General features: G+C 71.5%; 21 protein-coding genes. 13 read left to right on the top strand and 8 right to left on the bottom strand.

Annotation, left to right across the window (positions count from 1 at the left end):
- The first annotated feature begins 32 nt into the window (after nucleotides 1–32).
- From AB0J93_RS09770 to AB0J93_RS09760, 3 genes are all read left to right on the top strand, one after another.
- Complete coding sequence (locus AB0J93_RS09770) at nucleotides 33–2,810, top strand: LuxR C-terminal-related transcriptional regulator (protein WP_363920029.1); 2,778 nt, start codon at nucleotides 33–35, stop codon at nucleotides 2,808–2,810.
- Nucleotides 2,811–3,033: 223 nt separating this feature from the next.
- Nucleotides 3,034–3,876 (top strand): SDR family NAD(P)-dependent oxidoreductase, encoded by an 843-nt coding sequence (locus AB0J93_RS09765; RefSeq protein WP_363920027.1) that lies wholly within the window; start codon nucleotides 3,034–3,036, stop codon nucleotides 3,874–3,876.
- A gap of 56 nt (nucleotides 3,877–3,932) precedes the next feature.
- A complete protein-coding gene (locus AB0J93_RS09760; RefSeq protein WP_363920024.1) occupies nucleotides 3,933–4,484 on the top strand; it encodes a DUF6817 domain-containing protein in 552 nt (183 codons plus the stop codon).
- Here the strand turns inward: AB0J93_RS09760 and AB0J93_RS09755 are convergent.
- Nucleotides 4,472–4,939, bottom strand: coding sequence for a MarR family winged helix-turn-helix transcriptional regulator (locus AB0J93_RS09755; protein WP_363920022.1), 468 nt, complete (start codon nucleotides 4,937–4,939; stop codon nucleotides 4,472–4,474). The genes AB0J93_RS09760 and AB0J93_RS09755 overlap by 13 nt on opposite strands.
- Nucleotides 4,940–5,177: 238 nt before the next feature.
- Here AB0J93_RS09755 and AB0J93_RS09750 point away from each other — a divergent pair, with 238 nt between their 5' ends.
- The 4 genes from AB0J93_RS09750 (at nucleotide 5,178) to AB0J93_RS09735 (ending at nucleotide 8,110) form a co-directional block, all read left to right on the top strand.
- Nucleotides 5,178–5,474: a GNAT family N-acetyltransferase gene (locus tag AB0J93_RS09750; RefSeq protein WP_363920020.1), complete on the top strand. Its 297-nt coding sequence runs from the start codon at nucleotides 5,178–5,180 to the stop codon at nucleotides 5,472–5,474.
- 31 nt (nucleotides 5,475–5,505) lie between these two features.
- Nucleotides 5,506–5,928 carry a (4Fe-4S)-binding protein gene (locus tag AB0J93_RS09745; protein ID WP_363920018.1) on the top strand — a complete coding sequence of 141 codons (423 nt, stop codon included), beginning with the start codon at nucleotides 5,506–5,508 and terminating at the stop codon, nucleotides 5,926–5,928.
- A gap of 148 nt (nucleotides 5,929–6,076) precedes the next feature.
- The gene (locus tag AB0J93_RS09740; protein ID WP_363920016.1) at nucleotides 6,077–6,943 is read left to right on the top strand and encodes a hypothetical protein; all 867 of its coding nucleotides are present in this window, start codon (nucleotides 6,077–6,079) and stop codon (nucleotides 6,941–6,943) included.
- A 183-nt stretch (nucleotides 6,944–7,126) separates the two neighbouring features.
- Complete coding sequence (locus AB0J93_RS09735; protein ID WP_363920014.1) at nucleotides 7,127–8,110, top strand: hypothetical protein; 984 nt, start codon at nucleotides 7,127–7,129, stop codon at nucleotides 8,108–8,110.
- Between the two features lie 33 nt (nucleotides 8,111–8,143).
- Here the strand turns inward: AB0J93_RS09735 and AB0J93_RS09730 are convergent, their stop codons facing one another.
- The 7 genes from AB0J93_RS09730 to AB0J93_RS09700 form a co-directional block, all read right to left on the bottom strand.
- Entirely contained in the window at nucleotides 8,144–11,239 is a 3,096-nt protein-coding gene (locus tag AB0J93_RS09730; RefSeq protein WP_363920012.1) for a BTAD domain-containing putative transcriptional regulator, read from the bottom strand.
- Between the two features lie 387 nt (nucleotides 11,240–11,626).
- Nucleotides 11,627–12,391, bottom strand: coding sequence for an alpha/beta fold hydrolase (locus AB0J93_RS09725; protein WP_363920010.1), 765 nt, complete (start codon nucleotides 12,389–12,391; stop codon nucleotides 11,627–11,629).
- Between the two features lie 324 nt (nucleotides 12,392–12,715).
- The gene (locus AB0J93_RS09720) at nucleotides 12,716–13,477 is read right to left on the bottom strand and encodes a YwiC-like family protein (protein WP_363920245.1); all 762 of its coding nucleotides are present in this window, start codon (nucleotides 13,475–13,477) and stop codon (nucleotides 12,716–12,718) included.
- Nucleotides 13,478–13,485: 8 nt separating this feature from the next.
- Nucleotides 13,486–14,850: a multicopper oxidase domain-containing protein gene (locus AB0J93_RS09715; RefSeq protein ID WP_363920008.1), complete on the bottom strand. Its 1,365-nt coding sequence runs from the start codon at nucleotides 14,848–14,850 to the stop codon at nucleotides 13,486–13,488.
- The gene (locus AB0J93_RS09710; protein ID WP_363920006.1) at nucleotides 14,847–16,088 is read right to left on the bottom strand and encodes a hypothetical protein; all 1,242 of its coding nucleotides are present in this window, start codon (nucleotides 16,086–16,088) and stop codon (nucleotides 14,847–14,849) included. Before AB0J93_RS09710 ends, AB0J93_RS09715 begins: the two co-directional genes overlap by 4 nt.
- Complete coding sequence (locus tag AB0J93_RS09705; protein WP_363920004.1) at nucleotides 16,085–17,221, bottom strand: hypothetical protein; 1,137 nt, start codon at nucleotides 17,219–17,221, stop codon at nucleotides 16,085–16,087. Before AB0J93_RS09705 ends, AB0J93_RS09710 begins: the two co-directional genes overlap by 4 nt.
- Nucleotides 17,222–17,226: 5 nt before the next feature.
- A complete protein-coding gene (locus AB0J93_RS09700; protein WP_363920002.1) occupies nucleotides 17,227–17,928 on the bottom strand; it encodes a helix-turn-helix domain-containing protein in 702 nt (233 codons plus the stop codon).
- A gap of 50 nt (nucleotides 17,929–17,978) precedes the next feature.
- Between AB0J93_RS09700 and AB0J93_RS09695 the strand changes: the two genes are divergently transcribed.
- The 6 genes from AB0J93_RS09695 to narI all read left to right on the top strand — a co-directional run bounded on the left by AB0J93_RS09695 (nucleotide 17,979) and on the right by narI (nucleotide 26,423).
- Nucleotides 17,979–18,791, top strand: coding sequence for a DUF2249 domain-containing protein (locus tag AB0J93_RS09695; protein WP_363920000.1), 813 nt, complete (start codon nucleotides 17,979–17,981; stop codon nucleotides 18,789–18,791).
- Nucleotides 18,792–18,964: 173 nt separating this feature from the next.
- On the top strand, nucleotides 18,965–19,390 hold the full coding sequence (locus tag AB0J93_RS09690; RefSeq protein WP_363919998.1) for a hemerythrin domain-containing protein: 426 nt from the start codon (nucleotides 18,965–18,967) through the stop codon (nucleotides 19,388–19,390).
- Nucleotides 19,391–19,649: 259 nt separating this feature from the next.
- Entirely contained in the window at nucleotides 19,650–23,315 is a 3,666-nt protein-coding gene (locus AB0J93_RS09685) for a nitrate reductase subunit alpha (RefSeq protein ID WP_363919996.1), read from the top strand.
- Nucleotides 23,315–25,045, top strand: a complete 1,731-nt coding sequence (narH, locus tag AB0J93_RS09680) for a nitrate reductase subunit beta (protein ID WP_363919994.1) — start codon at nucleotides 23,315–23,317, stop codon at nucleotides 25,043–25,045. Before AB0J93_RS09685 ends, narH begins: the two co-directional genes overlap by 1 nt.
- Complete coding sequence (gene narJ, locus AB0J93_RS09675; RefSeq protein ID WP_282238971.1) at nucleotides 25,042–25,665, top strand: nitrate reductase molybdenum cofactor assembly chaperone; 624 nt, start codon at nucleotides 25,042–25,044, stop codon at nucleotides 25,663–25,665. The genes narH and narJ overlap by 4 nt, the downstream gene beginning before the upstream one ends.
- Entirely contained in the window at nucleotides 25,662–26,423 is a 762-nt protein-coding gene (narI, locus tag AB0J93_RS09670; RefSeq protein ID WP_363919991.1) for a respiratory nitrate reductase subunit gamma, read from the top strand. Before narJ ends, narI begins: the two co-directional genes overlap by 4 nt.
- Nucleotides 26,424–26,456 lie beyond the last annotated feature (33 nt).

Raw genomic sequence — 26,456 nt, 5'->3', positions numbered from 1 at the left:
GGAGCACGGAGGGCCTGCGGCAGAATGGGGCGGTGGTTGACGTCTCCCCTCGGGAAGCCGAGGTGCTCGCGCTGGTCGCAGACCACCTCAGCAACGCCGAGATCGGAGCACGGCTGTTCATCTCGGTGCGTACTGTGGAGACGCACGTCTCCTCGCTGCTGCGCAAGCTGGAGGTCCCGGATCGGCGCGGCCTCGCCCAGCGTGCGCCTGAGCTGGCTGCCACCGACGCGGCGCCCCGGGCACCGGTGCTGCCGGCAGCGCTGACGTCGTTCATCGGCCGGGTCAGCGAGCGGGCCGAGCTGACCGAGCTGATCAGGGCGCATCGTCAGGTGACCGCGGTCGGCCCCGGGGGAGTGGGCAAGACCCGGCTCGCGCTGGCGGTGGCCGCCGAGACCGCTGGCGAGTACCCCGACGGGGTGTGGTTCGTCGACCTGGTCCCGGTCGCCGATCCCGACATGATCGCGACGGCGGTCGCCGTGGCGCTTGGGCTCGGCGAGCAGCCCGGCCAGGACATGACCGCCTCCGTGGTCGCCGCGCTGGCCGACCATCACGCGTTGCTGGTGCTTGACAACTGCGAGCACGTGGTGGACGGAGTGGCGCTGTTCCTGGAACGGCTGTTGGCGGCATGCCCCACCGTGACGGTGCTGGCCACCAGTCGGGCCCGCTTGATGGTGCCCTTCGAGCGGGTTTATCCGGTGCCGCCGTTGTCGCTGCCTGCCGACGGCGAGTCGGACGCGGTCACGTTGTTCACGCAGCGGGCGGCGGCGGTGGGCTGGCCACTGGATCCTCCACTGCACGACCAGGTCGCTTCGATCTGCGAGCGCCTGGATGGAATGGCGCTGGCTATCGAGCTTGCCGCCGCCCGGTATCCGACGCTTGGGCTGGACGGCATCACCGCCGCCCTGTCCCACCCGCTGCGGATGCTCACCGGAGGTGCCCGTGCCGACGACCGGCACCGGTCGGTGCGGGCGACGCTGGACTGGAGTCACGCCCTGCTGGAGCCGGCTGATCGGGTGCTGCTGCGCCGGGTGTCGGTTTTCGCGGCACCGTTCACCGCCGCAGCCGCGGCGGAGGTGACGGGAATGGAGGAGGCCATTGTTGCCGACGGGCTGGCCCGGCTCGCCGGACAGAGTCTGCTGGTGGTGAGGCCCCTTCCGAATGCAACCGAGTACCGGGCGCTGGAAACCATCCGCCAGTACGGGACGGAGCGGCTCACCGAGGCCGACGAGTTGGTCGACGCCCGATCTCGGCACCTGCGCTGGTGCCTGGCCAAGGCAGCCGACCTGACGGTTGTCCGACCGGATTGGCGGACCCGATTCGATCCGATGGCCGACGACCTCCGCGCCGCCCTGACCTGGGCGAGCGACCTGCCGGAGCAGCGTACGAACGCCTGCCGCCTCGCCCACCGGCTGGCAGAGCTGACCTTCACCCGGAATCTCGTCGGCGAGTCCCAGCTGCGCTATGAGCAGGCAGCCACACTCGCCGACGACCCCGCCGTCACCGCATCGATGCTTCGGCAGGCCGCCGTGGTGGCGGCCTGCCGGATGCGCGGTGACGACATGTATCGCCTGCACCTTGCGGCTGCGGAGGCGGCGCGTCGGTCCGGAGACACTGCCGTCGCCGCCTCCGAGCTGGCCACCGCTGCCACGAACGCCTACCGATTCTGGAGCAAGTTCGAGCGGATCCCGTCCCGGGACGAGGCGATCGCACTCATCACCGAGGCGCGGCGGCTTGCCGGGGACAACCTGGCCGCCCAGGCCGCGGTGGCCCTGGCCGAGGCCGGGGTGCTCAGCGACGCATTCGGCGCTCCGCAGGGGCCGTCGGACAATTACGTACCGGAGACGGCGGCGCGCGCCGAACGAGCGGTCGAATTCGCGCGCCGCGCGGGCGACCCGCTGGCCGAGTCCGCCGCCCTCGACGCGCTCACCGGTGCCCGGGGCTGGGCCGGCGAGACGTTCGCCAGCGCCGCCACGGCCCGAAGCCGGATCGCGCTGCTCGCGTCCCTGCCGGTCACGCCGGCCAGCACCCACGAACTGCTCGACGCTCTCGGCAACGCCGCCGAGGCCAGCCTCGGTGCCGGGGACCTGACGGCCGCCCGCCGCTGGGCACGGCAGATCGCTGACCATCCGCTGCTCGGGGAGGTCGGCCACCGTGCCACGAGTTGGCTGCTGACAGCCGACGCGTTGGCCGGCAACGCCGACGAGGTTCTGGCTACCAGCGTCCGGTTCCTGGACACGTGGCGGCGCGCCGGCAGCCCCGCCAGGTCAGTTCTCGGGCCTGCGGCGGCCGGCGTTGCCATGATCCACGGCCTCCGCGACGACCAGGAGGCCCGGCGCGCCTGGAGCGCGATACTCGACCAACTTGGTGCCCCGCCGGAAACCGTCCACGGCTATGGGGCAGTTTTCGACGCGATGCACCTGCTGCACCACGGGCAGCCACAGAAGGCGCTGGAACGGATGGCGCCCGAGCCCGGTGAGGTGTGGAAGTCGGTCACCTGGATCTGGCTCCACTGGTACGTCGCGCTACGTGCCGAAGCCGCTGTACTCGCCGAAAGTCCTGGCGCTCACGACCGCCTGCACGAAGCCCGGGCAATCGTAGGCGGTAATGCCGTCGCTGAGGCATTCGTCGACCGTGCCGAAGCCCTCCTCGACGGCGACAAGCAGGCGTTGCTCGCCACCGCAGCTGCGTTCGGCGCCGCCGGCTGCGCCTATCAATCCGCACGTACCCTGGTCCTCGCCGGCGGCGACCATGCCAAGCGCGGAGCGGCCGCGATTGACGACCTTGGACTTGCCCCGATGAGCACCCGCTGACTCCTACTGACGGCGCGAGGTGAGGCAGCCGAGTGCGCCGGCTGAGTAACGAACGTGAGCGGCCTCCTGCTGTTCATGCAGATCGCTAGCCGCTCTGAGCGGAGTCCTCGAAAGGACCGGTTGGCCGGTACGGGGCCACCTGCTCGGCCGGATCACCGGCGGTGGCGTTCGTGCTGTTGATTTTTTACGATGGGCCATCGTCCCATTCGGGGAGATGGATGCCATGAGTGACCGGATCTTGGCAGGCAAGACCGTCGTGATCACCGGAGCCAGTGCGGGTATCGGCGCCGAGGCTGCCCGCCGGTTGGCGTGTCTGGGCGCGTCCGTGGTGGTGGTGGGCCGGTCACCCGAGAAGACCGCCGCCGTCGCGCGCCGGGTGGGCGCCGAGCCGCTGGTGGCCGACTTCACCCGGTTGTCCGACGTACGCCGGCTCGCCGACACCCTCCTGGGTCGTTACCCCCGTATCGACGTACTTGCCAACAATGCCGGCGTCGTGCTGACCAGGCGGAGTCGTACCGAGGACGGTCATGATGTCATGTTCCAGGTCAACTACCTGGCCCCGTTCCTGCTCACCAACCTCCTGTTGGACCGGTTGACCACCGCCGGGCGGGCGCGCGTCATCACCACGTCCAGCAAGGGCCACCGGTTCGGCAGCGTCGATCTCGACGATCTCGAAGGTGCCGGCAAGCGGTCCGAGCTGCTGCGGTACGGGATGACGAAGCTGCAGAACATCCTGTTCACCCGCGAGTTGGCCCGTCGTACGCGCGGCAGCGGGCTGACCGCGATGGCGTTCCACCCGGGCGTGATCGCCGCCACCGACATCAACCGGGAAGCCCCGCTGGTCGCTGCGCTGGTCCGGTACCGCCTGCTGGGTGGTCTGTCCACCCTCGAGGAGGGTGCCGAGCCGCTGGTTCACCTGGCCACGCTGCCTGGTCCGGAGGCGGTCAACGGCGGCTACTACCACCGCCTCAGACCGAACGGGCCGGTGCACCGGCAGGCCACGGACGCCCAGTTGGCCACCGGCCTGTGGGAGCGAACGACCGAGCTGCTCGGTGCGCCGGTGTGACGAACCGCCCACGCTGACGGGCCGCCGGTCGGACGCGGCTTACGTAAGGTCGGGCCATGAGCGCGGATTCCGAGGTGCGGCGCTGGCTGCGGCAGCGTGGAGCCGAGACCATCCCGCACCCCGGCGGCACTCTCTACGCCCATCTGTGCCGGGTCCACGACCGCCTTGCGGACCTGGGCTGTGACATTGACGCGCAGCTGGCCGGTCTCGCGCATGCCGGCTATGGCACGGACGGCTTCGATGTGACGCTGCTCGACCGGGCCGATCGAGTCACACTCCGCAACCTCATCGGTGACGACGCCGAGGCACTGGTCTACCTGTACGGGGCGTGCGACCGAAGGCGGACCTGGCGACAGCTGGCGGAGGCCGGAGTGGTCGTCGACCGATTCACCGACCAGACATGGCACCTGAAATCCGATCAGAGGCAACCGTTCGTGGATCTCAGCATCGTCAACGAACTGGATGTCATCGAGCAGGATCCTGCTACCGCGGACCGGTACGGCGACTACTTCCGCTCGCTGTTCGCCGCTTGGGCGCCGATCGCTTCACCCCAGGTCATCGGCGAGGCGCAGCGACTTCTCGGTGTCGCTCGGCGTCAGTCGGGCTGACTCTCCATGTGGGCAAGGACGCGATCCGAGATCCTGGCGAGCATGTCGAGTTCTTCCTGACTGAGGGCGTCGATGAACAGTCGGCGGACATGCTCGACATGCACGGGTGCCGCGTCTTCGATCGCCTTGCAGCCGGCTGGGGTGGCGGCGATGAACGCTCCGCGTCCGTCGTCGGGGCATTCCTCCTTGGCCACCAGCCCGCGTTCGACCATTCGCCGCACTTGGTGAGACATGCGGCTTTTCTCCCACTCCACCTGCTTCGCCAGATCCATCAGGCGCATCCGTCCACCGCTGGTCTCGGTAAGTTTGACCAACACGATGTAGTCGGCGGCGGACATGCCGGAGTCGGCCTGGACGCGGCGGGCGAGTCGTCCGATGAGCTTCTCCTGCATACGGATGAAACTGTCCCAGGCGACCTGCTGTTGCGAGGTGAGCCAGCGGGGCGTTGGGTCCATGCGGGGAGCGTAGCGACAACTTCGACGGCTCGTGGCTGCCGGACTTCCTGAGCGGATTTGATCAAGGGTTGCCGGCTCCGAGGGAATTGGTTGACGCATCAACCATCGGTGGCTAGTCTAGGTGACACATCAACCAACCGGGGGGTGGGTCGCCGTGCGCGTGGCCGCGTACCCGGCTCATCACGGCATCGGGTGTCGATGCGCAGCATGGCGAGACGGAGGACACATGGTAGTGAATGTGAGCGATGCCCCCGAGGCCAATCGGTACGAGGCTCGGGTCGAGGGAGAGTCGAAGGTCGCGGGTTTCGCGCAGTACATCCGCACTGCGGAACTCGTTGCGTTCGTGCACACCGAGGTCTCGCCGGAGTATGAGGGCAGGGGAGTGGGTGCGGCCCTGGCCCGCGCCGCTCTCGACGAGGCCCGCGCCGCGAACCTGCTGGTCCTGCCCACCTGCCCGTTCATCGCGGGATGGATCGCCCGGCACCCCGAGTATCACGGCCTGGTGTACCAGTCCCGCAGCAGAGTCAGCGACTGAACAGCCGGGTACGGCAGCGACGGAGGTCGGTATGAGCAGCGAAACGGCGACGAAGGCGTACGAGGGTCGGTCGATCACCGTGACCTTCGAGGCTCGGCGTTGCCTGCATGCCGCCGAGTGCGTCCGCGGCCTGCCGGCGGTCTTCGACCCGGGTCAGCGCCCGTGGATCCGGCCCGACGGTGCCGAGGCCGAGCGCCTGGCCGAGGTGGTGCGGCGCTGTCCCTCCGGAGCGTTGCAGTACGAACTCGTGGACGGTGGGGCGGAGGCACCGGACCGGCCGACGCAGATCAGGCGCGACTCCACCGGACAGTTGATCGTGCGCGGTGAGTTGATAGTGGACACGCCGCAAGGCGTGCGCGCGGAGACCAGGGCAGTCCTGTGCGGGTGCGGGCGGAGCCAACTGCAGCCGTACTGCGATCACGGCGGGCCCTGCGGGCAGGCCCGGCTGGGCTGACTCGACACCGCCGCGTGACGCGTCCGGGCCGCTCCGACGCTGACGCGGCACTGAGGCCGCCGTGAGGCCGGTACGGATCGTGGGTTACCTGCCGCGTCACCCCGTCGGGGTGTAAACGTCTCGCGGCAGGTACGAAGTGGAGTGCACGATGCGTACTCGATCCAGGCTCGCCCGGCTCTCGGGCGCCGCGGGCCTGCTGCTGGCCAGCACCGCCGTGGCCGTCGCCACCGGCGCGGGGCCGGCGCAGGCGACCGTGGTGAACGTCAGCGTGGCGGGCGCCTTTCCCAACCAGTCCGCCGTGGCCACCTGTCCGGCCGGCGAGTTTCTCGCCGGTGGCGGTGGCTCGGTCGACGGCGGTGGCGGCGACGTCACGTTGACCGACATCATTCCGAACCTGGCCACCCAGTCGGTGACGGTCTGGGCGCACACCAACCCGGGCGGTGTGGCGGGCGCGTACAACGTCGTGGCGCAGGCGATCTGCGTGCCGGGCCCGCCCCCCGCCAACTACCAGCGTGTCACGTCGGCGAGCGGCAGCAACGCCGACCCGATCAAGAACCAGGTGGCCGCCTGCCCGGCCGGCACCGACCTGCTCGGGCTCGGCGCGGAGCTGCGCACCGCCAACGGTGAGGCGTTCTACCAGCGGATCGAGCCGAACGCGGCGCTCACCGCCGGGGTGGTCACCGCGGGCGCGGCCGGCGGGTTCGCCGGGCCGTGGGAACTCGTCGGGTACGCCATCTGCGCCACCCTGCCGGCGAACCTCACCGGCACGCTGGTCAGCCTGACCGGGGCGGCGAACAGCGCCAGCCCCAAGGGCCAGGTGTCCGCGGGTTGCCCGGCCGGGGCGCTCGCCACCGGTGTCGGCGCCACGGTCGCCGACACCGCCACCGGCAACGTCCTGCTCACCCGGGTCACGGCGACCGGCGCCCAGAACAACGCCCAGGCGATCGCTTTCGAGGACGGGGTCTACCTGCCCCCGTGGGACCTGGAGAGCCACGTCATCTGCTGGGGCCCGTAACGGTTTGCGGCCCGCCCCGTTCGGGCGCAGCGCCTGGTCCCGCCGACCGGCGGGACCAGGCATCGGGGGCTGTTCGGGGCGTGGCGGGCGGCACCATGACGCCACCGTGACGCGCGCGCCGAGGATTGCGGGCAGCGCCGCGCGAACCGTTCGCGGCGGCGTCAGCAGGAAAGGACAGTCGTCATGAGCAGGGGCACCACATTTGGCACCAGCATCCGGTCGCGGTGCGCTGTCGCGGCGGCCGCAGCGGTCGTCGCGGTCGCCGCGACCCTCGTCCTACCCGGGGCGGCGCACGCCGCGTACCGGCATCGAGCCGAGAGCACCTACGACACCACGTCGCCCAAGAGCGTGACCGCGACGTGCGGGTCCGACGAGGTGCTGATCGGCGCCGGTGGCCGGATCAGGAACGGCAACGGGGGAGTCCGCCTGGCCGCGATCGTGCCGGGCGCGATCTCGGTCGTGGTACGCGGCGAGGCGTATCCGGACCACGTGGAACCCTGGTCGGTAATCGCCGCCGCCATCTGCGAGTCGGACGACGGCACGACGCGGGTCGTCCAGGTCTCCCCGGCCGGGTCGCGGACCGCGAGCTGCCCGGCCGACCTGGTGCTCAGCGGCACCGGGTTCGACCTGCCCGCGGGGGTGCCACTGGCCGGACTGGTCCCCGACGCCGACGGCGCAAGCGTGACTGTCCGCACGGCCTTCCACCTGATCGGCGCCAGCCCGGTCGCCTACGCGGTCTGTGTGGAAGGCAGCCGTGCCTCGTGGGAGGACAGCGGAGTGTTTCGCTACAAACGGTTCGCCACGACCAGCCCGGCTGGTACGTCCTCGCCGAGGACCGCGACCGTGCAGCGCGAGTGGGAGTGGGAATTCCCGTCACTGTCCGGCGTCGGCGGTGAGATCACCGTGCTGCCCGACCCCTCAAACCCGTTCCCGACCCCCGCATCCGACATCTTCATCGACGCGATGATGCCCAACGACGACGGGACCCGCGCGACCGTCGTGGCGGTCCAGCGGGCCGGAACCGAGGCGGGCCGGTCCGCCCAGGGGCGCGCCCCCGGTGGGGTTTCGACGGCCGGCGACGAGCTGGGGTCGGTTCCCCGGTACTCGACCGACGACGACAAGATGTGGATGGTCACCGGGTACAGCACCGACCACGACATCTACTGAGCCATCGGGTGGGGCCGGGTACCGCCTGAGCTCTCACCCTGGCCGGGGTACGACCGTCGCAGGCGGCCGTACCCCGACCCGTGGCGTCAGGATGATCTCGTCCGGCGGCCGTACTCCGATGGCGCGCATCGCGGTGCGGTAGCGGGCGAACGCCCGCCGCGCCTCGCCGTGCTGCCCGCCCGCCACCAGGGTGCGTACCAGCATCCGGTGCGCCGGCTCGTCGTACGGGTCCTGCTCCAGCAGGCGGAGCAGGCAGTCCACGGCGGCGCCGCCGTTTCCCGCCGACCGGTGCGCGTCGGCCAGCATCCGCAGCGCCGCGACGTACGCGGCTCGCGCCTGTTCTCGCAGCGCGGAGGCCCAGTCGGCGTACGGCTCGTCGGAGAACACGTCCGCCCGGTAGTCCCGGACGGCCGCCGCGAGGATGGTGCGTGCTTCCGCCCGGGCACCCCGATCGAGCAGCCGACGGCCATGGGTCACGGCACCGAGGAACTCCATCACGTCGACCCGCAGGTGGGTGACGTCCAGCGCGACGCTGGCCGCGTCGGTCACCAGGTAATGGTCCGAGGCGAAGACCCGGTCCGGGTCGAGCACCCCGCGCACGATCGACAGCAACACGGAGAGCCGGTGCCCGGTCCTGCTCGGATCGTCGTCGGGCCAGAGCAACTCGCACAGCTCGCTGCGGGGGACCGGTCGCCCCCGGCGCACCACCAGGATCCGCAGCAGGTCCCGGGCCCGCCGCGACTGCCAGGCCGACGGCGGCACCGCGGCGCCGGCCACCCGTACCTCGAATCTGCCGAGGGTACGGACCAGGACGCCGACGCGGCCTACGCCGGTGGACGGTTGGCCGGCTGGTACGTCCGGCGGCGTCTCCTCCTGGTCGATCGAGACGCCGCCGGCGGCGAGGCGCTCGGCGGCCAGGAGCGCGGCGAACCGGTCGTCGGCGGTGGCACCGGGCAGCCGGCTCAGCGCCAGCGCGGCCCGGGCCGCGTCGCCCACGGCCGACGCGTCGGCCCAGATGGCGTGGGCCTCGCGCAGGGCGGTGCGGGCCCGGTTCGGGTCGATCTCCGCGGCGGCGCGCAACTCCAGCGCCCGGGCCAGGCCGGCCCGCAGCCCACCGGACCGGGCCAGGTCGAGCGCCTCGTCGGCGAGCCGCGCGGTGTGTGCGGCGTGGCCGCCGGCCAGCGCCACCCAGCCCTGGGCGAGCAGCGCCGGGACCCGGAGGTCGTCAGTGGCCAGCCGGGTCGCCTCGGCGGCGTGCCGGGCAGCCGCCGTCGCGTCGTCGGGTAGCAGCACCCGGGCCAGCCCGGCGTGCGCCCGCACCGCCAACTTCCGGCTGTCACTGTCATCGGCCAGCCGGACCGCTTCGACGAACGCGGCCCGGGACTGTTCCCGCCAGCCCCGCATGAGATGCAGCTCGGCCAGCCCCAGGTACGTGTCCGCGCAGCGGCGCGAGCCCATCCGCTGATGGCGGGCGAGCACCTGGGCGTACCGCGCGGCCGCCTCGTCGTACCGGCCGAGCATCGCCAGCATGTCGGCCTCGGTGCCGGCGGCCATCGCGTACAGGTTGGCGTGCCCGGCCGCCTCGGCGTGCCCGGCGGCCCGTTGCGCGGCCGCCAGCGCCGCCGGATAGCGGGCCTGCTCGACGAGGTGATAGCTCTGGTTGACCAGGATCCGGGCCAGCAGCACCAGGTCGCCGGTGCGTTCGGCGATTCCCAGCGCCAGTCGGTAGTGTTCCTCGCCGCCGACCTGGTCACCGGTGAGCCCGAGGCAGAGCGCAAGGCTGACGTGTGCGGTGGCCAGCGCACTGTCCCGGCCGGTCTCGGCCGCGAGCCGATAGGCCCGCCAGGCGTGTGCCACCCCGGTCGTCGCGTCACCACTTCGGGCGGTCGCCGCCGCCGTCCACGCCAGCAGCATCGCCTGATCGGTGGGGCAACCTGGGGCCTCGTCGCCCCGGGCGAAGTCAGCCAGGGCCCGGGGCTGGTCGCCGCGCAGGTAGTGGATCAAGCCCATCCGCCAGGCGATGCCCGGCTCCCACGCCGGCTCGGTCGCCGCCACCTCCTGGTACGCGCGTGCCGCCGCGGCGACGTCGCCGGCGGTACGCAGCGCGTCGCCGGCGAGCAGCCGCAGCCGGCGGGTGCGCAGCGGGGCCGGGAGAGCGGCGACCAACTCGGCTGTCGCGCCGGGCCGGCCGGCCGCGATCATCCGGTCGCCGTGCTCGTCGAGCACCGCCGCCAGCGCCGCGTCGTCGCCACCGAGCCGGAAGGTGTACGCGGCGGCGCGCGCCGGGCCGTGCTCGCGGTACCAGGTCGCCGCCCGCAGCAGCGTCCGGCGCGCTACCGGGGGCCGGTCGTGGCCGGCGACCGCGGCGATCACCGGTACCACCCGGGGCCCGGTGTCGGGATCGGTGCCCACCCTGGTCAGTAGCCCGGTACGCACCAGCCCGCCGAGCTGCGGTCCGGCCGCCGGGTGGCCGGCGACCACGCAGACGCCCGCCGTCACCGGCGCGAGATCGGCCACCTCGTGCAGCAACCGCCGGACGTCCTCCGGCAGCGGGCCGAGCACCTCCTCGGTCACGTAGCCCGTCACCAGACCTCCGGGCTCGGTCACTGCGGGCAGGAGCGGCCCGGCGGGTATGCCCTCGGCGACCAGGGTCTCGGCGACCAGCCGGACCAGCGCGGGCCACCCCGCCGTGATCTCGTGCACGCGCTGCGCCAGGGTGGCTACGGTCAGCCCGTACTCGGTGTGCAATAACTCATCGACCTGATCGGTGGTCAGGCTCAGCTCGGCCGGGCGGAGCTGCGCGGGCGCCATCCGGGTCAACCACGACGACGCGGCACAGCCCACCGGCCAGCGCGACGACAGCGCCAGACGTACGCCGTCCGGCAGGCCGGCGATCGCGTGCAGCAACGCCTGCTCAATCCGTTCCGGCATGGCCGGCAGCCCATCGAGAACGAGCTGCGCGGTGCCGGCGGCGAGCTCCGCCAGCTCGCCGCCGAGCAACGCGTCGACGTCGCACTCCCGCTGCCACCGGACGGTGGGGCCGGGGAACAGCCGGCGCAGCGCGGTGGTCTTGCCGTAGCCGGCGGCCGCCACCACCAGCCACAGCTTGCCGCGCTGCTGTTCCAGCATGGCGGCAGCGTGTCCCGCCGGGCGTGTCCGGGCAAGGCGATTCCCGCAATCCCGACAGCAACACCGTCCAAAGGGCCCACGCCGTCGCGGTGTCATCGACATGCCCCGGGGGATCGTCGGTGGCGTCCTCCTCGGTGCGCGCGACGTACGAATGCACCACTCGCGTCAGCGCCGCAGACCTTGCCCGCAGGTGTGCCCGGGCATTCGGAGAGAAACCGCTGGCCACCGAGTGGAACTGCGCGAAGTGACGCGACGTGGCGCGTCTCTGGCGCGTGATCAGCTATTGGTATGGATGATTGTGCTCGTGGGCCCCCGCTTCGCTCGGCGGGCTGTGGCCGTGGCCGTGGCCGTGGCCGGAGGTTCCGACGCACCGCTTCGATCGCGAGGTCACAGTGCCGTTCCGTTGACCGGGGTGACCCGGCCGGCTGGGTCCGGCGGTAGCTGCGACAGCAGACCGGAGGACATCAGATCCGCGACTGCCTCGACGTGGTCCAGGATGAAGAAGTGTCCACCTGGGAACACGTGTTGCGCGAAGGCGCCACGGGTGACCTCGGCCCATGCGTTGGCCGAGCCTACCGGCACCGCCGGATCCTCCGCGCCGTTGAGCACGGTCACCGGGCAGTGGAGCAGCCGGCCCCGGTGGTACCGGTACGCGGACAGGACACGGTAGTCGGCCCGGATCACCTCTAACGCGAGCGCGCGCATCGCCGCGTCGTCGAAGATCCGGCGGTCCGTGCCACCGAGGGCGCAGATGTGCTCGATCAACTGTGTGTCGTCCAGCAGGTGTTGTCCGCCCTTGGGCGGCGCCGACGGGTCACCCCGCCCCGACAGGTAGAGCGCCACAGGTTCTCGCCCTTCCGCCGCCAGGATGCGGGCGGTCTCCAGGGCGACGAGGGAACCCAGGCTGTGACCGAGAAGCACGATCGGACCGTCGACACAGGTCAGGATCGCCGCCGCCGTGTTCGCCGCAAGCTCGCCGATCGAGCGGGCGTAAGGCTCCTGGATCCGTTGCGCCCGCCCCGGATACTGCACGACCATCGTCGCCAGCCACGACGGGTACGCCCGGACGAGCTTGAGGTAGGCGGCGGCCGATCCGCCCGCGTGCGGGCAGATGACCAGGCTCGCCCGGGGATCCGCGGCAGCGGGTGTCATCTTGACCAGCCACGGTGACGCGGGCCGGCCGAGGTGTGGTCGCAAGATTCTTTCACCGTTGGTCGAGGAGAGAGCCGGTCGTCGGCCGAGGTGTCCGCCTGGTCCGGTCAGTCCCTGAAGACTGCTGCTTGGCATTCAAGCTCCTGGGATGTCTTTCGGCACACCCGCTGGCAACGATCGACGATTCGCAGTGCATCGGCAGTGTAGGCGATCCGGTGTGGATCTGTCTCTCCGCATCGACTGTGTCACGCCGGGTGTGCGGGGTTGCCGGCGGTACGGCGGTCGGGCGGGAAGTCATCGCCGGATGCCGGCATGATCGTCGGTTCAGCTCGTGCTGGCGATCAGCACGAGGATGCTGGCGAGGATCTCGATGAGGCCGACGTGTTTCGGGGTGAGCCGGCGTCGGGGTAGGACGGCGGCGCGGACGAGGAGAAGCAGGAACACGCCGAGCAGGGGGAGACTCAGCCAGGCGGCAAGGACGACCGCGCCGATGTGATAGCCGACCGAGGCTCGGTGGTAGGTGGTGTTGCCGCGTTCGCGGATCATCGTCTTGACGTACAGCACGGTGCCGGTGAAGTAGGCGGCGACGGCGAGGAACGCGGTGACGACCGTGTCGAGAGGCTGACCGGCGGCGGTGGCGACGACGAAGACCATGAGGCAGCTCTGCGCGACGGAGGCGATGTCGTTGCCGAGGGCACGTTCGGCCCGCCGTCGCGCGTGCACGACGTTGACGGCCAGCAGGGCGGTGTAGGCGGGGGCGTACCAGAGCAGTTCCGGGCGGAGCAGCAGGACGAGGCCGCCCAGCAGTGCGGTCGGGACGCCGTAGGTCCACAGCTGGGCGCGTACCCGGCCGGGCCGGCGCGTCTTGACGGCTTGCAGCAGGTAGTAGCTGAGCAGGTAGCCGGTGAGCCAGGCACCGAGCAGGGGCAGGTGCGGCCAGTGAAGTCCGACGGTGAGGACCGCGGCGAGCCACGGTACGAGCAGCATCGCCCAGGCACCGTGCTGAGGCGGGACGAACTTTCGGAGCCTGCGGGGCCGCGGCCGGACGGCGGTGGACCTGGCGGTGCGGCGTACGGGAGTGGTCATGGGCGTGGTCACCGCACCTCGATCACGCCGCGGGCGCCGCGTTCGGCGTCGACCATGGCATGGGTGACGAAGGGGAACCGCCCCGGTTCGGGCAGGACGGTCTCGACGAAGCCGCCGGCGGCGGGCGCGAGGTCGAGCACCTGGGCCGCCCCGGGGTCGTCCGGCCGCAGTCGCCAGCCGCCCTCGGCGTAGACGGTGTCGAACTGGGCGCCGACGACGTGGAAGGCGCTGGAGCGGTTCGGGCCGGCGTTGAGCAGCCAGATGCGGATCCGGTCGCCGGCCCCGGCGGTCAACGGCCGGTGCGCGTACTGGGAGACGTAGCCGTTGAAGACCACCGCGTCGGGTCGTTCGGCCTGCATCTTGGCCAGGTCGCCGGGTTGACTGTCGGGGCCGAGGTGGAACTCGGACTGCACGAGCACGTATTCGTGGTCGACGGCGGGCAGGTCGGGCGGGTCGATGATGACCGCGCCGTACATGCCGTTGCCGATGTGGTGCAGCATCGGCATCGTCGAGCAGTGGTACATCCAGATGCCAGCCTTGGTGGCGGTGAACCGGTAGGTGAGCCGCTCGCCGGGGTCGATCGGCCGCATGGGTCGGTCGGGGGCGAGGGCACCGGCGTGGAAGTCGACGCCGTGGTCGATGGTGCCGTCGTTGACGAGGGTGACGTCGAAGGTGTCGCCGACGCGGCCGCGCAGCACCGGCCCGGGCGACGTTCCGTTGAACGTCCACAGTTGCTGCCGTACGCCGGGTGCGACCTCCCGCACGACCTCCCGCACGCGCAGCTCGACGCGGTGGACCCGGCCGGTCGGGACCGGCGGGGCGGTGGCGTCGCGGGCGGTGAAGCCGGCCGGAGGCTCCGCCATCGCGTCGATGACCGGTGCGGGCGCCGGATCCGTGGTCGGTGCGGCGTGCTGGGCGTGACTGTCGGTCCCGGTCGGTGTCGCCGTGGTGATGGTCAGGGTCATGCCGGCCCGGCGGTGCCCGGGCAGCGAGCACCATCCCTCGACGGTGGCGCCGATGATGCCGGCGTCCAGGCGGGTGGTGCCGTTGCGGGCGAGGATGGCGGTCTTGGCGCCGGTCGCCAGGACGAGATCGTGGCGGCGTTGATCGCTGTTGGTCAGTTCGATGACCAGCCGGTCCCCGGCGGGAACGGTGATGCGGTCGGGTTGGAAACGCATGCCGTCGGCGGTGACGGCCACGGTGGTGGTCCGCCCGGTGGGTGCCACGCCGGCCGCCGCAGCGGTGTTGGTGGCTGGTGCGGTGGCGCGTTCGGCGGCCACGCCGACCAGGACGGCCAGCAGGACCAGGGCGAGCCCGACCGCCACGCCGCCGAGCGGGCGCGCCGGTGGGGGGGTGGCGACAGGTGGTGTCACGGTTGTCTCCGGGAGGCGAGCAGGACGTGCACGGCGGGCACGAGGAACTGCAGCAGGGCGGCGAGCAGGAGCAGCGAGGTGGTGATCCGTACGTAGGGGGGTACCGCCAGGACGAAGACCGCCAGGGCGGCGTTGGTCGTGGCGACGCGCTGCGGCCAGTGACGGTCGAGCCGTTCGGTGCGCTCGCGTACCAGGGCCGGTCCGCCACCGAGCGCCACGGGCAGCAGGTACGCCAGGGCACCGAGGAGAACCTGGCCGACGAAGCCGATGAGGAACGGCACGAGCACGGCACCGAAGCGATCTGCCGCCACGGCGGGGTCGGACGCGGACAGCAGCGTCCAGGCGTCGACGCCGAGCGCGACGACCAGCCAACCGGCGGCGGCCGTGATGGACCAGCTCGGGAATGAGGCTGGGGTCTTGCGCCGGGCGGCCTGTGCGGCCGGCACCGCGGTGAGCAGGACGGCCGTGGCGGTCAGCGCCAGCCCACCGACGGCCAGCAGCGGCCACCAGGCCAACACGCCGGTGCTGACAGCCGTGAGTCCGGCGACCGCGACCGGCAACCCTCGCCGGGCCGCGGTGGCGGCACCGTCGGCCATGCGGGTACGCAGCACTGTCGGCCACAGGGTGAGCAGGGTGCCCAGCACGGTCAACGTCACCCAGCCCAGCAGGTTGACGTGCGCGTGGAACAGCAGCAGTCGTGGCCGGCTGTCGTCGTCGACGACGAGCATCCAGGCGCCGACCGGGATCCCGACCAGCAGGGCACCGGTGGCGGCCAGGTAGTGGTGCACCGTGACGGCGAAGCGGGCGGGCAGCGCCGCGCGCAGCCGCGCGACCAGCCACACCAGGTGTGCCGCGACCGCGGCGAACACCAGGCCGGCGCCGACGACGCCGATCCACGGCTGGTCGACGACACCGCTGGCGAGCACTCCGGCCACGCCGAGGTTGAGCACGGTGAGCCGGATGCCGTCGCCGTGGCGGCTGGCCGGTGGTGGGCAGCGCAGCACGGCGCTGGTGAAGTGGGCGCTCCAGATGACGATGGCGTTGGTGGCGACACCGAGCAGCAGCAGGTGCATGCCGAGCCACCGCCAGGCCGGCAGGACCGGGTGGGTGAGCGCGACGGCGACGAGTGCGACCAGGTACGCCAGGGGCAGCATGCCGGCGCGGCGGTGCCAGGTCGCGCGGCCGGTGGGGCCGCTGCCGCTGGCTGGAGCCTGATCGCCGGCCACGATGGTGCTCACGACACACCCGCCGGGATGCGGTGCCGGATCGGCGTCGGCGTCGGTGACAACCTTCCGTGTCGTAGTGACAGGGTGACGGCGCAGCCGGCGAAGCCGAGCACGGCGGCCACGTTGGCGACTCCGGCCCAGCGCCACACCTGCGCCATGCCGGCGGCGTCGCCGAGGCCGACGCGTACCAGCAGCGAGGCGTGCAGCACGGCGAGGGGCGGATAGAGCATCCGGTGGTACGGCAGGGGCCGGCGCAGCACCGCGGGCAGGATCACCGGCGCGTGGACGAAGATCATGGACATGACGAAGCCGAGGAAGACCGCGTGCAGCGTGGCGTCGTACCGGGGGCCGTCGGTCGCCGGTCCGGCACCGGCCCACAGCACGCCGGCCAGGGCCAGCCACCCGTAACCGGACAGCAGACCCACGGCGACGTAGCGGGGGAGGGCCCGCGCCCGGACGGTGTGGCGGGCGACGTCGAAGACGGCGAGCCAGGCCGTGACGGCGAGGACGCCCGCACCCAGCAGATGGGGGCCGGTCATCGGCCACAGCGTGGTCGCCGTGGCTCCGGCCAGCAGGGCGGCCAGCGCGGTGAGGAACCACCGCTCGGCGTACGGGTGGTGCAGTGCGACGTGCGCCAGCTCAAGGCGTTCGCCGGCGATGGTGGCCACGACGAAGGTGGCCAGCCACGGCACGGTCTCGGCGACCGGGTAGCCGGCCAGCCACAGCAGTGTGGCCGCGTACCAGGCGAACGCGCCGGTGGCCTGGGCGAGCAGAGCGGCGCTGGGTTGGCGGCGCCACAGCGCCCGGTAGATCCCGAGCAGGACCACCGACGCGGACATGAGCAGCGCCTTGCCGGCCAGGCTCGGTCCGGTGGCGACCAGCGCGAGACCGCCGAGCCCGGAACAGGTGGGGGCGAGCAGCGCCCAGCGCGCGCCGAGTGCGACCGCGCGTTCCAGCGCGATCAGCGTGCCGACGAAACCGAGGACCATCAGCGGTCCGTGCACCTGGTCCACCGCGACCGGCGGGGTGGGAACCGGCGTGCCGAGCAGCAGCAGGCCCGCGTACAGGCCGGACAGCAGCGCGACGGCGGCGGTGGCGAGGGCGGGTAGCCGCCACCGGACGGGCATCGAGGCGGGGAGGCTCACGACCGTTACCCGGCCGTTCGCCTCGTCGCGGGCAGTCTCACGACGCACGCGGCGGGGGCGCCGAAGGGCTCCAGCACCACCGGCGCGTCCGGCGCGTCGTCGTGCCGCAGGGCTCCCCGGACGACGCCGAGGTGCAGGCCGCACATCGCGTCGGGGTTCTGGCCCACCAGTTCCAGGAACGGGCAGGTCAGCAGGTGTACTTCCATTCCGGCACCGTCGTCGGTGGTGGGCTGGCGTCGCGGGCTGAAACCCAGGCCGTTCAGGACCGCCAGGACGGTGTCCACCGGGTCGTCGCCAGGCGGTGCCGCGGCGGCCAACTGTCGGCCCCAGTCCTGGCCCACCTGGGCTGCGGTGGCCTTGACGTCGCCGCCGCTGCGGGACAGGTGTCCCAGCAGGGCAGCCGCCAGGTCCCGGTAGGTGGCCGGGGCGGGATCGGCCGCCGCCGCCCGGTACCGCCACGCCGGACGACCCGGCAGGCCGCCGCTGGCGCGGGCCTTGACCAGGAGCCCGGCCTTGGTGAGCCGGTCCAGGTGGGCACGGGTGGTGGACAGGTGCTGCCCGGTGCGGGCGGCCACCTCGGCGGCGGTGACACCGCCCTCGGCGGCCCGTACCAGCCGCAGGATCGACACCCGGCTGGTCGAACCCAGAGCACGGTGACGAGGAGTGTCGATCGTCTCCCCGCTGGGGCCTTTACGCGGAGTTTCCACGATGCATAACGTTACAACGTCAAACGACGTAGAAACCCTCGGAGGGTCTCATGTCACAGCTGAATCGTGTCGCCGACGAGCGGGCCGCGCGTGCGGTGGTCCGTCACCACAGCGAGCTGTCCGCAGCGCTGACCAACCACGTGACGCGCCTGGTCGATGCCGTCGATGCCGGTGTCACCGAGCAGGTGTGGTTGCGCCGCGACGAGTTGGTGGCCTGGTTGCACGGCGAGCTGCTGCCACACGCGTACGCCGAGGAGGCGGGCCTGTATCCGGCCGCTGCCGGTCTGCCGGCGGGCGAGCTGCTGGTGCAGGGAATGCTCGGCGAGCATCGCGCCATCACGGCACTGGTCACCGAGCTGACGGCGACCGCCTCCCCGACGACGGCGGCGGCGACGGCCCGCGCGTTGCAGGCGGTGTTCGCCACCCACCTGGCCAAGGAGAACGACCTTGTGGTGCCCCTGCTGGTCGCCGACGAATCGTTGTCCCTGGCCGGGCTGCTCGACGGCATGCACGAACTCATCGGCGCCGAGACCGGCTCGTCGCCGGGTGGCTGCGGCGGCGGTGGCGGTGGCTGCGGCTGCGGCGGCGATGCCGCCAGCGTGGAGGTGGATGCTCCGCTGCTGAGCATCGATCCCCGGCTCGACGTGCGGGATCTGCCCCACGGGGAGCGCCACGCCCGAGTTCTCGCCGCCATCGACGCCCTGCCCGCCGACGCCGCGCTGGTTCTGGTCGCCCCGCATGCGCCCCGGCCCCTGCTGGCCGAGATCGATTCCCATTTCGTCGGGCAGGTGACCGCCGAGTGGTTGCAGGACGGTCCGGACGTCTGGCAGATCCGCCTGCACCGGCTGTCCGTCGCGGCCTGAGCGTGTCGATGGCCGACGCCGGGGTGGGGCACACAACCGCCCCGCCGGCCGCGGCACCGATCGACGTCGCGGCCGGCGGCCCCTGCCGCGGCACGGGCCCAACGGCCCTACTCGCCCGAGTTTCTACCGGGGCAAGCTGGATGTATCACCACATCACCGTCAGGAGATCGATCATGTGCAACTACTGCGGTTGCCGGGAGTTTCCGTTGATCGGTCAACTGAGCGTCGAGCACGAGGCGATCGCGAACGCCGCGGGGCGGCTCCGGACGGCGATCACCTCCGGCGGGGCTGACGCCGTCGCCCTCCTCGACGAGCTGCTCGCGCTGCTGATGCCGCACACCGACACCGAGGAACGTGGCCTGTTCGTCGAGCTGCGCGCCGAGGGCAGCCTCACCGAAGCCGTGGACCGGTTGTGCGACGAGCACGACGACATCCACGGCGTCCTCGGTACCTTCGACCGCGCGGCGCCGGACTGGCCGACGGTGCTGGCCGCCTTGGACCGATTGCGCCGACACATCGACAACGAGGAGCACGGCCTGTTCCCGGCCGCGGTCATCGCCCTGCCGATTCCGGCCTGGGACCGCCTCACCGGCAGGTAGCCGAGCGGTGGAACACGACATGGTCGGGGTTGGCGACGCCACCCACCACCAAGCTGCGGCCATCGACTGTCAACGGCCGGCGGCGATCACCGGGCCTCGGTGCGGCGAATCCGGTCCACCATGCCGCATCGGGACCTTTGGCCCGGGCGGCGGGCGCCGACATCACGAAGTGATGGTCCGCGGTCCCAGGTTCGGGGTTGCGGCGAGGCGGCAGAGATACGAACGTGGGATCAAGGTCACGACCGAGGGAATGAGGCGCATGGCGGGCACTGGGGAGCACGCGAGTCGGGCACTGTTGGCGGTCGGAGGGCTGGTCCGCCGGGCGGAGGTGTCGCCGGACGGCCGGGCCCTGTATCAGATCGGCGGTCGTGAGGCGGACGCGTTCTACCGCGACCGCTGGTCGTACGACAAGGTGGTGCGCTCCACCCACGGCGTCAACTGCACCGGCTCGTGCTCGTGGAAGGTGTACGTCAAGGACGGCATCATCACCTGGGAGCAACAGCAGGTCGACTATCCCAGCGTGGGGCCGGACCGGCCGGAGTACGAGCCGCGTGGCTGCCCGCGCGGCGCCGCGTTCTCCTGGTACACGTACTCGCCCACCCGGGTGCGTTATCCGTACGCGCGCGGTGTGCTGGTGGAGATGTACCGCGAGGCCAAGCAGCGGCTCGGCGACCCGGTCGCGGCGTGGGCCGACATCCAGGGTGACCCCGAGCGGCGCCGCCGGTACCAGCGGGCCCGCGGCAAGGGCGGCCTGGTCCGGGTCACCTGGGACGAGGCGCAGGAGATGATCGCCGCCGCGCACGTGCACACGATCAAGCGGTACGGCCCGGACCGGGTCGCCGGTTTCTCGCCGATCCCGGCCATGTCGATGGTGTCCCACGCGACCGGCGCGCGGTTCCTGTCGCTGCTCGGCGGTTCCATGCTGTCGTTCTACGACTGGTACGCCGACCTGCCGGTCGCCTCGCCGCAGGTGTTCGGCGACCAGACCGACGTGCCCGAGTCCGGCGACTGGTGGGACGCCTCCTACTTCGTCATGTGGGGCTCCAACGTCCCGGTCACCCGTACGCCGGACGCCCACTGGATGGCCGAGGCCCGCTACCGCGGCCAGAAGGTGATCGTGGTCAGCCCGGACTTCGCCGACAACGTCAAGTTCGCCGACGAGTGGATGCCCGCCCAGCCGGGCACCGACGGCGCGCTGGCCATGGCGATGGGCCACGTGATGCTCAAGGAGTTCTTCGTCGACCGGCGCACCCCCCGCTTCGTCGACTACGTCCGCACCTTCACCGACCTGCCGTTCCTCATCACGCTCGAGCAGGCCGCCGACGGGTCGTACCGGCCGGGGAAGTTCCTCACCGCGGCCGACCTCGGCGGGCAGGGCACGGAGGACGCGTTCAAGCCGGTGCTGTGGGACTCGGTGACCGACGAGGTCGCGGTGCCGCGCGGCTCGCTGGGGCACCGCTGGCAGGAGCAGGCCGGCCAGTGGAATCTCGACCTGGGTGACCTGCAACCGGCGTTGACCTGCCTGGGGGCGGGCGACGCGGTGGAGGTGGCACTGCCGCGCTTCGACACCGACACGCCACAGGTGCTGCGTCGCGGCGTGCCCACCCGCACGGTGGCGGGCAAGCTCGTCACAAGCGTCTACGACCTCCTGCTGGCGCAGTACGGGGTGGCCCGTGACGGTCTGCCGGGGCAGTGGCCGGCCGGCTACGACGACGCCGAGGTGCCGTACACCCCGGCGTGGCAGGAGCCGATCACCGGTGTGCCGGCGGCGCAGGTGGCCCGGGTGGCGCGGGAGTTCGCCGACAACGCCGAGCGTTCCGGCGGCCGGTCGATGATCCTGCTCGGTGCGGGCACGAACCACTGGTTCCACTCGGACACCACCTACCGGGCGATCCTCGCGCTGGTGACGCTCACCGGCTGCCAGGGGGTGAACGGTGGTGGCTGGGCGCACTACGTGGGGCAGGAGAAGTGCCGCCCGGTGACCGGCTGGGCCAACCTTGCGTTCGGGCTGGACTGGGTGCGCCCGCCGCGGCAGATGATCGGTACCGCCTTCTGGTACGTCCACACCGACCAGTGGCGTTACGACACGTACTCCGCCGACACGGTGTCCTCGCCGACCGGCACCGGCCTGTTCGACGGCAAGCACACGATGGACCTGTTGGCCCAGTCGGCGCGGCTGGGTTGGATGCCGTCGATGCCGACGTTCGACCGCAGCCCGCTCGACCTGGCCGACGAGGCGTTGGCCGCGCAACCCGACGACCCGGCCGGGTACGTCGCGAGGTCCCTGCACGAGGGGCGGCTCAAGTTCGCCTGCACCGATCCGGACGCGCCGCAGAACTGGCCGCGGGTGCTGACGGTGTGGCGGGCGAACCTGCTCGGCTCCTCGGCGAAGGGCAACGAGTACTTCCTGCGCCACCTGCTCGGCACCGACTCCAACCTGCGTGCCACCGAGGCCGAGCCGGGCCTGCGGCCGCAGGACGTGGTCTGGCCGGACGAGGCGCCGGAGGGGAAGCTGGACCTGCTGCTGAGCCTGGACTTCCGGATGACGTCCACGACGCTCTTCTCCGACGTGGTCCTGCCGGCGGCGACCTGGTACGAGAAGCACGACCTCAACAGCACCGACATGCACCCGTTCGTGCACGCGTTCACCCCGGCGATCAACCCGCCCTGGCAGACCCGCACCGACTTCGACGCCTTCCACGGCATCGCCCGCGCCTTCTCCGCCATGGCCGGTCCCTACCTGGGCGTACGCAAGGACATCGTGGCGGCGCCGCTGCTGCACGACACCCCGGACGCCATGGCCACCCCGCACGGGGTGGTGCGGGACTGGGCCCGTACCGGTGAGATGCCGGTGCCCGGCCGCACCATGCCGAAGCTCGTGATCGTCGAACGCGACTACGCCGCCGTCGCCGACAAGCTCGCCGCCCTGGGTCCGCTGCTGGACACGCTCGGCACCACCGGCAAGGGCGTGCACACCGACGTGACCCCCGAGATCGAGTACCTGCGTCGCAAGAACGGCACGGTGCGCGGCGGCGTCGCCGACGGCCGTCCGTCGCTGGCCCGGGACGTGCACGCGTGCGAGGCGATCCTCGCGTTGTCCGGCACCACCAACGGCAGGGTGGCCACGGCCGGATTCCACGACGTGGAGAAGCGTACCGGCGTGGTGCTGGCCGACCTGGCCGCCGAGCACGAGGGCAAGCAGATCACCTTCGCCGACACCCAGTCGCGGCCGGTGCCGGTGATCACCAGCCCGGAGTGGTCCGGCAGTGAGCACGGCGGTCGGCGGTACTCGCCGTTCACCATCAACACCGAGCGGCGCAAGCCGTGGCACACGCTCACCGGCCGGCAGCACTTCTTCCTCGACCACGACTGGATGCACGAGGCCGGTGAGTCCCTGCCGATCTTCCGGCCGCCGCTGGACATGCACCGGCTGTTCGGCGAGCCTCGGCTCGGCCCGCACGGCGAGCTGGAGATCACCCTGCGGTACCTGACCCCGCACTCGAAGTGGTCCATCCACTCCGAGTACCAGGACAACCTGCTCATGCTGACGCTGTCGCGGGGTGGTCCGACGATGTGGATGAGCGAGGCCGACGCGGCGAAGGTCGGCGTACGCGACAACGACTGGATCGAGGCGGTCAACCGCAACGGTGTGGTCGTGTGCCGCGCCGTGGTGACGCACAAGATGCCCGAGGGCACGGTGTACATGTACCACGCCCAGGAGCGGGTCATCGACGTGCCGAAGACCGAGCGGACCGGTCGCCGCGGGGGCATCCACAACTCGCTGACCCGACTGCTTGTCAAACCCACCCACCTGATCGGCGGGTACGCCCAGCTGTCGTTCGCGTTCAACTACCTCGGTCCCACCGGCAACCAGCGCGACGAGGTCACCGTGATCCGCCGCCGTTCCCAGGAGGTGCAGTACTGATGCGGGTGATGGCGCAGATGGCGATGGTGATGAACCTCGACAAGTGCATCGGCTGCCACACCTGCTCGGTGACGTGCAAGCAGGCGTGGACCAACCGGTCCGGGGTGGAGTACGTCTGGTTCAACAACGTCGAGTCCCGGCCCGGGCAGGGCTATCCGCGCACCTACGAGGATCAGCAGCAGTGGCAGGGCGGGTGGGTGCGGACCCGCTCCGGGCGGCTCAAGCCCCGATCCGGCGGGCGGGTGAAGAAGCTGTTCAGCATCTTCGCCAACCCGAAGCTGCCGTCGATGCAGGACTACTACGAGCCCTGGACGTACGACTACGAGCACCTGCTGACCGCGCCGGCCGGCGACGACATCCCGGTGGCCCGACCGAAGTCGCTGTTGACCGGCGAGGACACGAAGATCAGGTGGAGTGCGAACTGGGACGACTCCCTCGCGGGCGGCAACGAGATCGCCGCAGGTGACCCGGTGCTGCGGCAGGTGTCCGACCGGGTCCGGGAAGAGTACGAGAACGCCTTCCTGTTCTTCCTGCCGCGCATCTGCGAGCACTGCCTCAACCCGTCCTGCGCCGCGTCCTGCCCGTCCGGGGCAATCTACAAACGCAGCGAGGACGGCATCGTCCTGGTCGACCAGGACCGGTGCCGGGGCTGGCGGATGTGCGTCACCGGCTGCCCCTACAAGAAGGTGTACTTCAACCACCGCACCGGCAAGGCGGAGAAGTGCACGTTCTGCTTCCCGCGTATCGAGATCGGCCAGCCCACCATCTGCTCCGAGACGTGCGTCGGGCGGCTGCGCTACCTCGGCCTGATGCTCTACGACGCCGATGCCGTGGCGGCCGCCGCAGCGGTCAAGGACGAACACGACCTGTACGCCGCCCAACGCTCGGTCTTCCTCGACCCGCACGACCCCGCCGTCGTGGCCGCCGCCCGGCAGGCGGACATCCCCGACGACTGGATCGAGGCGGCGCAACGATCCCCGATCTGGGATCTGATCATGCGCTACGAGGTGGCCCTGCCGCTGCACCCGGAGTACCGGACCATGCCGATGGTCTGGTACATCCCGCCGCTGTCCCCGGTCGTCGACGTGCTGCGCGACACCGGCCACGACGGCGAGGACATGGGTAACCTGTTCGGCGCCGTCGACGCGCTGCGCATCCCGCTGGAGTACCTGGCCGGGCTGTTCACCGCCGGCGACACCGCCCCGGTGCGGGCGGTGCTCAACCGCCTCGCCGCCATGCGCGCCTACCAGCGCCGGATCAACCTCGGGGAGCCCCGCGACGAGTCCCTCGCCGCCGCCGTCGGCATGACCGGTGCGCAGATGGACGACATGTACCGTCTGCTGGCCATCGCCAAGTACGACGAGCGTTACGTCATTCCGGCCGCCCACGCCGAGGACGCGCACCGTCTGGAACAGCTCGGCACCGAGTGCAGCCTCGACTACGAGGGTGGGCCCGGGATGGGTGGCGGTGGCCCGTACGGGCAAGGCCCCTTCGGTGAGTCGTCCGGCACCCCCGCGCCGATCCAGGTCGAGACCTTCCACATGCTGCGGGAACGCCAGACCTCGGACAGCTTCACCGACCCGGGCGACGAACCGCGCCGGGTCAACCTGCTCAACTGGGACGGCAAGGGCCGGCCCGCCGGTCTCTTCCCGCCCCGCCGGGACACGTCGGCCGGTGGCGCGGGCATCGACGAGCCCGGTGTGATCGACACCGACGGGAGCGCACGATGACCACCACACCCCTCTGGCGGGCCGCCGCGGCCCGGGCCGCCTCGCTGCTGTTGCGCTATCCCGACACCGACACCCTCGACGTGCTGCCGACGCTGCTCGCGGCCCTCGACGAACTGCCCGACACCGTGGCCCGGCACCTGCGTCCGGTAGCCGTGCACCGCCGCGACGGTGACCCCACCCGGCTCGCCGCGGAGTATGTGGAACTGTTCGACTTCCGCCGCCGGTGCGCGCTGCACCTGACCTACTACACCTGCGGCGACACCCGCAAGCGCGGTGAGGCCCTGGTGGGATTCACCGCCGCCTACAAGGCTGCGGGCGTGGAGGTGATCGACGGCGAACTGCCCGACTACCTGCCCGCGGTGCTCGATCTGGCCGCCGTCGACGGCGCAGGGTGGCGGCTGCTGCGTGACAACCGGGTCGGCCTGGACCTGCTCACCGAGTCGCTGGCCAGGGAGAAGTCGGTCTACCGGCATGCGGTGGAGGCGGTGCGCGCGGTGCTGCCCGCCGCCGGACCGGCGGAGGTGAGAGCCGCCGCCCAGCTCGCCCGCACGGGCCCGCCCACCGAACAGGTGGGCCTCGAACCGTTCGGACTCGTCGACACCACCGGAGGTCGCCGGTGAACGTCCTGCTGTGGGTGGTCTACCCCTACCTCGCCATCGCGATCATGGTGGGTGGGTTGATCTGGCGTTACCGATACGACAAGTTCGGCTGGACGACCCGCTCGTCGCAGCTGTACGAGTCGGCGGTGCTGCGCTGGGGCAGCCCGATGTTCCACTTCGGCATCCTGATGGTCCTGATCGGGCATATCGGCGGGCTGCTGATGCCCAAGTCGTGGACCGAGGCCGTCGGCATCACCGAGCACACCTATCACCTGATGGCCGTGTTCATCGGCACCGTCGCCGGCTTCTGCACGCTGATCGGCATGGCGATCCTCATCGCCCGCCGCCGCCTCACCGGGCCGGTCTTCGCCGCCACCACCAAGAACGACAAGGCGATGTACGCCGTGCTCGCCGCCGTCATCATCGTCGGCCTGTGGAGCACGCTCCGGGCCAACGTGCTCGGTGACGGCTACGACTACCGCGAGACCATCTCGCCCTGGTTCCGGTCGCTGTTCTACCTCAGCCCGGATCCGGAGATCATGGCCGGCGTCCCGGTCGGTTTCCAGATCCACATCGTCGCGGCGTTCGCGCTGTTCGCGTTCTGGCCGTTCACCCGGCTCGTACACGCCTTCAGCGCCCCGGTCGGTTACCTCACCCGCCCCTACGTGCCCTACCGCAGCCGCGACACCCGGCCCGGCCTACGGCCGTCGCGCCCCGGATGGGAAGGGCCGCCCACGGCACCGAGCGCGCAGCACAAACCCCGCCGCACCCGCCGCTGACGCGCCCACCGCCGCCGGCCAACCCACTACGAG

It is taken from the genome of Micromonospora sp. NPDC049374 (assembly GCF_040677165.1).
GTDB lineage: Bacteria > Actinomycetota > Actinomycetes > Mycobacteriales > Micromonosporaceae > Micromonospora.
The sequence above is the reverse complement of the archived record's forward strand: the minus strand, read 5'-3'. Positions and strand labels throughout refer to the sequence as shown.